This is a genomic window from Aeromonas sp. EERV15 (genome assembly GCF_900079845.1).
Taxonomy (GTDB): Bacteria; Pseudomonadota; Gammaproteobacteria; order Enterobacterales; family Aeromonadaceae; genus Aeromonas; species Aeromonas sobria.
The window spans coordinates 89,817-96,971 of record NZ_FKKY02000021.1 but is presented as its reverse complement, the minus strand read 5'-3'; the positions used below and the strand labels follow the sequence as shown (position 1 = coordinate 96,971).

The window sequence follows — 7,155 nt, the reverse complement described above, 5'->3', positions numbered from 1 at the left end:
GGGCAGTTTGTATTACCGGCCCGAAGGGAGCGAAGTTATCCCCGCTGCGTGAAGCCGAGACCACAGAAGTATGGAGTTAAAAAAACCAATAAAAACAATGCCAGTCAGGCTTAACTGACTGGCATTACGGCTATATGCCGGGTGTTTTTTTATCTCTCTGTTGGCGATCAATCGGGCTGCCTTGCATCTGTATCAGCGGAATAAGTACTGGGCAGGTAAGAAGGAGGACATAGTAGTGGTATCCCAGCATGTCTCTTGGGAACGAGAGTTTGGGTCACTGTGCATTTGATAAAGAGAGATAGTCGACAACTTGGATTGGGAGTCTTGTAATCAGGGGGATATGAAATACGAAAATGTGGGGTAAGGAGAGGGCGTTATCATTGGTGCCGTGTTGGCTGCACAATATGGCACTGCTGAGATAAATTGCAGATACAAAAAAACCGGCTTGCGCCGGTTTTTTTGGTTGCTGAGCAAACTGGCTTATTTAGCCAGAGACTCCGGCAGTTCGTCACGAATTTTGGCGAGCATCTCTTTCAGTACTCGCGGGTTAGCTACGACAGTGTTACCTGAGTTCTCGTAGTTATGACCACCCACGAAATCTGTCATGATGGCACCGGCTTCTTTGGCCAGCAGCTCACCAGCGGCAGTTTCCCAAGGCTTGAGGCCGATTTCCCAGAAACCGTCGATGCGACCGGCGGCAACGTAGGCCAGATCCAGCGCGACAGAACCAGAGCGGCGAATGTCAGCACACTCGATAAACATGCTCTGGAACATTTTCAGGTAGGGGGCAATGTGGTGCTTCTGCTTATATGGGAAACCAGTTGCCAGTACGGTACCAGCCATCTCACGGGCTTTGCCAACACGGATGCGGTAGCCGTTCAGCTGTGCGCCGTTACCACGGGTAGAGGTAAACAGCTCATCACGGATGGGATCATAAACGACAGCTTGTTCAGTTTTGCCTTTCACGCGCAGGGCGATGGAAACAGCAAAGTGTGGAATGCCTTTAACAAGGTTGGTCGTGCCATCCAGTGGGTCAATGATCCATTGGTAGTCCGGATTGGTACCGGCAATCTCACCAGACTCTTCAGCAATAATGCTGTGCTCAGGGTAAGATTTTTTGATGGTATGAATGATGGCCGCTTCGGCTTCACGGTCAACGTTGGTCACGAAGTCATTGCTGCCTTTTTGGATAGCCTCAATGTTCTCGGGCTGGGAGAAGGCTTTTACTACAACTTGACCGGCGTTGCGCGCAGCGCGCACGGCGATATTCAGCATCGGATGCATAGGTTCACCACTGGATGTTAAAGAACGGGGGATAAAAGGACGGCGTATGATACCAGTATTTTTATCGATGGCAACTGTAATCCCCCTACGACCAATTGATTACCACTGCCAGATGTGACGGCTCCAATATAGGCCAAATCTGCGCTAGTCTTACTTCCTGCAGTCGGATGCTGGCTGCCATGAGCATAGGGACATGATCCATGAATTTATCTTTAGTAAGTCAAAAAGTGTCAGAGACCAGTGAAGGTTTGTTGGCGATTTTGCGGTCATCTCCTCAATACGGTGACCAGTTTACTCATCTTGCCGTGACGCCACTGGCCCAGTGGCGTCCGGCCAAAACCGAGGCTGCGATTTTGTTGATTGACGCTGATGAGCCCTGGCAGGATGCCGGATTTATTGGTGAGAAAGAGGATATGATCGGTTTGCCAGTATTGCCTTTACTGGTCCGTAAGGGGGAGCACGAGCTGACTCGTTGCGGCCCGGATGTGCGCGATCCCCGCTTCTATTTTGTCTCCAACGGTCTCATGCTGAATGAGGTTGAGCTGACCGATCCTGCATGTAGTCAGGTGCTGCTGCGCAAGCTGGAGTCCTACTTTCCACTGCTCTCGCGACTGGTGCTGCTACGCCAGCGTCAGCCGACCGTCACGCTCAACTAGTCACACCCATACTGGCGTGTTCGTACAAGCGGCGCACCGCATGCCTTTTTTGGCCAGCGGTGCGCCGCTTTTTAATGGTCTGGAGCCGGTCACTTGTTGCAAGATGAGGCGGCTATGGTGTTGCACCCTGTTAACACTGTGCAATCTGGCTATGACCAACAAGGAGTGAATCATGATCGACTTTTACACCGCCGCGACCCCCAATGGTTTCAAGGTGGCGATTGCCCTTGAAGAGCTGGGCTTGCCCTATCGGGTCATTCCCCTCGACTTGTCGGCGCTGGATCAGAAGCAGCCCGAATTTCTTGCGATCAACCCCAATGGCCGCATTCCGGCCATTGTCGACCGGGATAACGACGATTTCGCGGTATTCGAATCAGGCGCCATCCTCATCTATCTGGCGGAGAAAGCTGGCAAGTTGCTGCCGGTCGATCCCAAACGCCGCTCCCAGGCTCTCCAGTGGTTGATGTTTCAGATGGGGGGCGTTGGCCCCATGATGGGGCAGGCCAACGTCTTCTACCGCTACTTCCCCGAGAAGATCCCCGCCGCCATCGAGCGTTATCAGAAGGAGGGGCGGCGGTTGTTCGAGGTGCTCGACAGCCATCTGGCCCACCATGAATATCTGGCGGACGAGTACAGCATCGCCGACATTGCTACCTGGCCCTGGGTGCGTATTTATGACTGGAGCGGTATCTCCATTGAGGGACTGCCTCATCTGCAAGCCTGGATGGCCCGCATGGCAGAGAAGCCTGCCTGCCAGAAGGGGATCACCATTCCGCCACGCAAAGAGCAGCCAGATGAGCTGATCAAGCAGGCGCAACAGATGGTAACGCGTTGATTTTTAACTGCGGGCGGGGCGTTATGCCCCGTAATATTAGAAAAACTAAGGCAAGCCGATTATAAAGATTCGTTCGTTTTTTGTGAGCTGAATCACTATGATGCCCCCCATTCCACCACACGTTCTGTGCGGTGGTCTGGCGGGCTCCCCGCCTACTGTTTCCAGCACTTTTTTATGATGGCATCACAGCCTCTGTGATCAGATCTCTCTGGGCATATTACCCCGGAGAGGCGGCAGCATTTTTACGATTTAGCGGGACTGATATGGATCGGCACAGTTTTTATCCTTTATTTTTATTGACCATCCTGATGGTCGCTGTGGGCCAGATGACCCAGACCCTGTATGTACCGTCGATTCCCATGATGGCGGGGGATTTTAATGTTGCCTCGAGTCAGTTGCAGGCGGTGATGGCCTGTTACCTCATTCCTTATGGCCTCTCCCAATTTATCTACGGGCCGTTGTCGGATCGCATCGGCCGTCGTCCGGTGCTGATCGTCGGCATGATGGTGTTTCTGGTGGGGACCCTGATCATTCAGCTCATTCCACACTTCACCGCCCTGCTGGTGGGAAGCTTCATTCAAGGGCTGGGGACCGGTTCTGGCGGCGCAATGAGCCGCACCGTAATGCGCGATCGCTATAACGGGGCCGAGCTCAATCGAGCCAACAGTCTGGTGAGCATGGGGGTGATCTTCTCCCCACTGCTGGCGCCGGTGCTCGGTGGTTGGCTGACCGAGTTGTTCAACTGGCGTGCCGGTTACTGGTTTCTGTTCGGCTTTGGTGCGGTAACGACCCTGGCGCTGCTGGCCTGGTTTGGTGAAACGCTGCCGGTGGCGGCACGTCAACAGCCACTGCGGGTTAGCGCGGCTTATCGTCATGTGCTGAGTAATCCACGCTTTCAGGGCAATTTGCTCTGCCTGATGGCAACTTTCGCCGGTCTGGCGGTGTTTGAAGCGGCTGCCGGTGTGCTGCTTGGCGATGTGCTGAAACTGAGCGCCCGCACCGTGAGCGTATTGTTCGTATTGCCGCTGCCCGGCTATCTGTTTGGCGCCTGGCTCTCTGCCAAGCTCAGTTTTCGCCTGAGCCAAGGCAAGTTGATGCGTCTGGGCATTGTTTTTTTGGCGCTCGGTTCTCTGATCATTCTGTTGCCAGGGTTGTTCGGTATCGTGAGTGCCGCCTCGCTGGTTGGCGGCGCGGCGGTTTACTTCATCGGTAGCGGCATCCTCTATCCGACCGCCACCTCCTGCGCCATTGAACCGTTCCCCGGTCAGGCTGGCACCGCCGGGGCTATTCTTGGCGGGATGCAAAATCTGGGGGCCGGTATAGTGACGCTGCTGGCGGCTGGCTTCCCGATGACAGGGCAGGTGACCTTGGGCGCGATCATGACCCTGATGGTCTTGCTGGTTGCCCTGAGCTTTGCCTGGTTGCGCCACCATGGTTCCCCCCACGAGCAGATGGCGATTTGATCTATGGGATCATCGATAAGCCCACCGTGACTGGTGGGCTTTTTGTTTGGCAGAAAGAGCACGCATCACAGCGCTACTGCAGCTTGATATAACGGGGCGCCATGACGTTGATGCGAGGAAAAAGAAAAAGCCCGTCACGCAAGTGACGGGCTTTTTGCTATTGGTACCCCGAGATGCCGTTGCCGGTTTGGGCCCTTGAACCGTAGGTTCAAGGCGGGAATCGAATCTGACCGCAGGCTTCTCGGTCGTGCCGAGCATGCGCAATAGCCAGAAGGCCGATCCCCTGTTGGGTATGATTATCGGCTCGGGGACTTGAACCGGCTGACAAACATCCCAGGGAATTTTAAAACGGTTTGCGATTAGGGCTGCTGCCCCTCTTCGCTGGAATCACCATACTGACCATGCTCAATCAAGGCTGCTTCGATGGTGCGTTGCAGCATCTTGATCCGCTTGTCCATGGTTTCAGAGTATTGGTGATTCTTATCTTTTTCAAGGCAGAGCTCATGACAGAAGTTAAGCGCCGCCATGATCGCCAATTGCTCATTGCTCGAAACTTTGGAGCGTTGACGCAGGTCGATCAGCTTGTCGGTCAGCTGCTCGGCGGCCTGGCGCAGGGCATCCTGCTGTCCCAAGGGACAGGATACCTTGTAGGGACGTCCCAAAATGACGATTTCTACGGCCTCTGTGCTCATGCCTTCCTCAATACGGCGGAGCTGATTTCCGCCTTTATCCACGTGGACAACTGGGCGGGACTATATAGCGCAGATGCATAAGTTTCAAGGCCTTGCTGGCTCTGGAAGAGGGAGAATGCTAGGATCCTGGCCATTAATTCTGCAAATTTGACTGAACTTTGAGCGGATCCTCGATGAGCAAAACGAACCCCCTTGAATATACCGCCGTATCTGACCTCATGGAGCAACATGAGTTGATGGCAACGGCAGTAGAAGCCCACGGCGTGATCTGTGGTCTGGTATGTGGTGGCGTGGCCCTGGATGACAAGAGCTGGCTGCCTCCTTTTAACGATCTGGTGAACGACGGTTTCGGCTTGCCAGCCCCGGTGCGCCAGGTGATGACCGATCTTTATCACAATGTGGTCGAGAGCCTGATGGCCCAGAAGGGCGTCGAGTTGCTGCTGCCAAGCGACGATGCCCCCCTTGATGAGCGCATCGATTCGCTGGTGGATTGGTCACAGGCATTTCTGGCCGGTTTCGGCGTGGTGCAACAGGAGCTCTCCCGCGCCTCGGAAGAGCTACAGGAGATGATCCAGGATATCGCCAGCATCACTCAGGTCTCTGCCGAGTTCGATCAGGAAGATGACGAGAACGAAGCCTCTTTCCTGGTGCTCTACGAACACGTCAAACTGGGGGTGATGATGACCTTCGAAGAGTTTGGCAAGCGCCCCGAGACCCCGAGCACGCCGCCAACCCTCCATTGAGACGCGGGCCGAAGTGGCCATTTCTGATCTGCAAGAGCGCCTGATGGCGCTCTTTTTTATGGCGCTGTTGTGGCTAACCCTGTGAGGCGCAACCGGTTTTTTGCCAGTGACCTCGCATTCGGCTTGCGGCTTTGTGATAGCATGAGGCCACCTTTTTCACTTCTTCCTCTCTGCTTATGTCTCAATCTGATGTGCGACAGGTCGATGTCACCCTGGTCGGCGGTGGAATGAGCGGTGCCGTGCTGGCGCTCTCGCTGGCTGCCCTGCTTCGATCCGATGGCTCCCCCCTCGAGATCCTGCTGCTGGAGGCAAGCGTCCCCGAACAGCATACCCATTCAGGGTTTGACGCCCGCGCCATTGCGCTCTCGGCCGGTACCTGCGATGCGCTGTCGCGGCGCGGACTCTGGCCGCTGTTTGCCCCCCACTGCGCCCCCATTACCCATATTCATGTCTCGGATCGGGGCCACTCTGGTCAGGCTCGCCTGTCGGCCGCCGAATATGGTTTGCCTGCGCTGGGTCAGGTGATCGAGCTGGCTGCCGCTGGCAACGAGCTGCAACGGGCGATGACGGCCGCCACCAATATTCGGGTCTGCTGTCCGGCCCGGGTGCGCGAGATTGCGCCCGATGAAGAGAAGGTGACCCTCACCCTCGAGAGCGGTGAACAGATTGAGACCCGCTTGCTGGTGGCGGCAGACGGGGGTAACTCGTTTGTGCGCCAGCACTTCAAGTTGCCGGTGACCCGCCATGACTTTGAGCAGCACGCCATCATTGCCACCGTCAAAACAGCGCAAGACCCTGAAGGACGCGCCTTCGAGCGCTTTACCGAAGGGGGCCCGCTGGCCCTGCTGCCGATGCAACAGGGGCTCTCCTCGCTGGTGTGGAGCGTCGGGCAGCATGAGGTGGATGAACTGATGGCCCTCGATGAAGGGGCTTTTCTCGCCCGTCTGCAGCAGGCTTTCGGTTGGCGGCTCGGCCGCTTCGAGCGATGTGGCGTGCGTAACGTCTATCCGCTCATTCTGACCGCCTGCGACTATCCGCTGGCCCAGCGTACCGTGCTGGTGGGCAATGCCGCCCACGCCCTGCACCCCATCGCCGGACAGGGCTTCAACCTCGGGATGCGGGATCTCGACCTGCTCACCGGGGCGGTGGCCAAGGCGCTGGCAGAGGGGGAGGATATCGGCAGCTTCAAGGTGCTGAGCGGCTACTGGCAGCAGCGCAAGCGCGATCAGGCGCAGACCGTCTGGCTCACCTCCTCGCTGGCCCAGCTTTTCTCCAATGGTCACGATCCGCTGGTGGCGGGGCGCAATCTGGCGCTCACCCTGATGGGGCGGCTCCCGTGCCTCAAGGCGCCGCTCGCCTCGCGCACCCTGGGTTTTGTCACCGATGTGTGCGGCAACTAGCCCGCGCTTGTTGAGCGGAACATGTTGAGTGGAGCCTGTTGACCGGAAGATAGTGACCGCCATTCGTTGATCAAAACGTGTT

Annotated in this window: 7 protein-coding genes and 1 other RNA gene; 5 read left to right on the top strand and 3 right to left on the bottom strand. The window is 56.4% G+C overall.

Annotation, left to right across the window (positions count from 1 at the left end; genetic code table 11):
• Window positions 1–480: 480 nt before the first annotated feature.
• Entirely contained in the window at window positions 481–1,284 is an 804-nt protein-coding gene (suhB, locus tag BN4575_RS17350; RefSeq protein WP_042022253.1) for an inositol-1-monophosphatase, read from the bottom strand.
• Window positions 1,285–1,484: 200 nt separating this feature from the next.
• Between suhB and BN4575_RS17345 the strand changes: the two genes are divergently transcribed.
• From BN4575_RS17345 to emrD, 3 genes are all read left to right on the top strand, one after another.
• Entirely contained in the window at window positions 1,485–1,940 is a 456-nt protein-coding gene (locus tag BN4575_RS17345) for a hypothetical protein (RefSeq protein WP_068979140.1), read from the top strand.
• A gap of 172 nt (window positions 1,941–2,112) precedes the next feature.
• Window positions 2,113–2,775 carry a glutathione S-transferase family protein gene (locus BN4575_RS17340; protein WP_068979139.1) on the top strand — a complete coding sequence of 221 codons (663 nt, stop codon included), beginning with the start codon at window positions 2,113–2,115 and terminating at the stop codon, window positions 2,773–2,775.
• 263 nt (window positions 2,776–3,038) lie between these two features.
• Window positions 3,039–4,238 carry a multidrug efflux MFS transporter EmrD gene (emrD, locus tag BN4575_RS17335; protein ID WP_068979138.1) on the top strand — a complete coding sequence of 400 codons (1,200 nt, stop codon included), beginning with the start codon at window positions 3,039–3,041 and terminating at the stop codon, window positions 4,236–4,238.
• A 161-nt stretch (window positions 4,239–4,399) separates the two neighbouring features.
• On the opposite strand, the gene ssrS is transcribed toward emrD, so the two are convergent.
• Window positions 4,400–4,581: non-coding RNA, 6S RNA (gene ssrS, locus BN4575_RS17330), on the bottom strand.
• 16 nt (window positions 4,582–4,597) lie between these two features.
• Window positions 4,598–4,930 carry a cell division protein ZapA gene (gene zapA / locus BN4575_RS17325; RefSeq protein ID WP_042022258.1) on the bottom strand — a complete coding sequence of 111 codons (333 nt, stop codon included), beginning with the start codon at window positions 4,928–4,930 and terminating at the stop codon, window positions 4,598–4,600.
• Between the two features lie 173 nt (window positions 4,931–5,103).
• On the opposite strand from zapA, the gene BN4575_RS17320 reads away from it, so the two are divergent.
• Both BN4575_RS17320 and ubiH read left to right on the top strand, forming a co-directional pair.
• A complete protein-coding gene (locus BN4575_RS17320; RefSeq protein ID WP_042022260.1) occupies window positions 5,104–5,673 on the top strand; it encodes a UPF0149 family protein in 570 nt (189 codons plus the stop codon).
• A 176-nt stretch (window positions 5,674–5,849) separates the two neighbouring features.
• Window positions 5,850–7,073: a 2-octaprenyl-6-methoxyphenyl hydroxylase gene (gene ubiH / locus BN4575_RS17315; protein WP_068979137.1), complete on the top strand. Its 1,224-nt coding sequence runs from the start codon at window positions 5,850–5,852 to the stop codon at window positions 7,071–7,073.
• The last annotated feature ends 82 nt before the right edge of the window (window positions 7,074–7,155 follow it).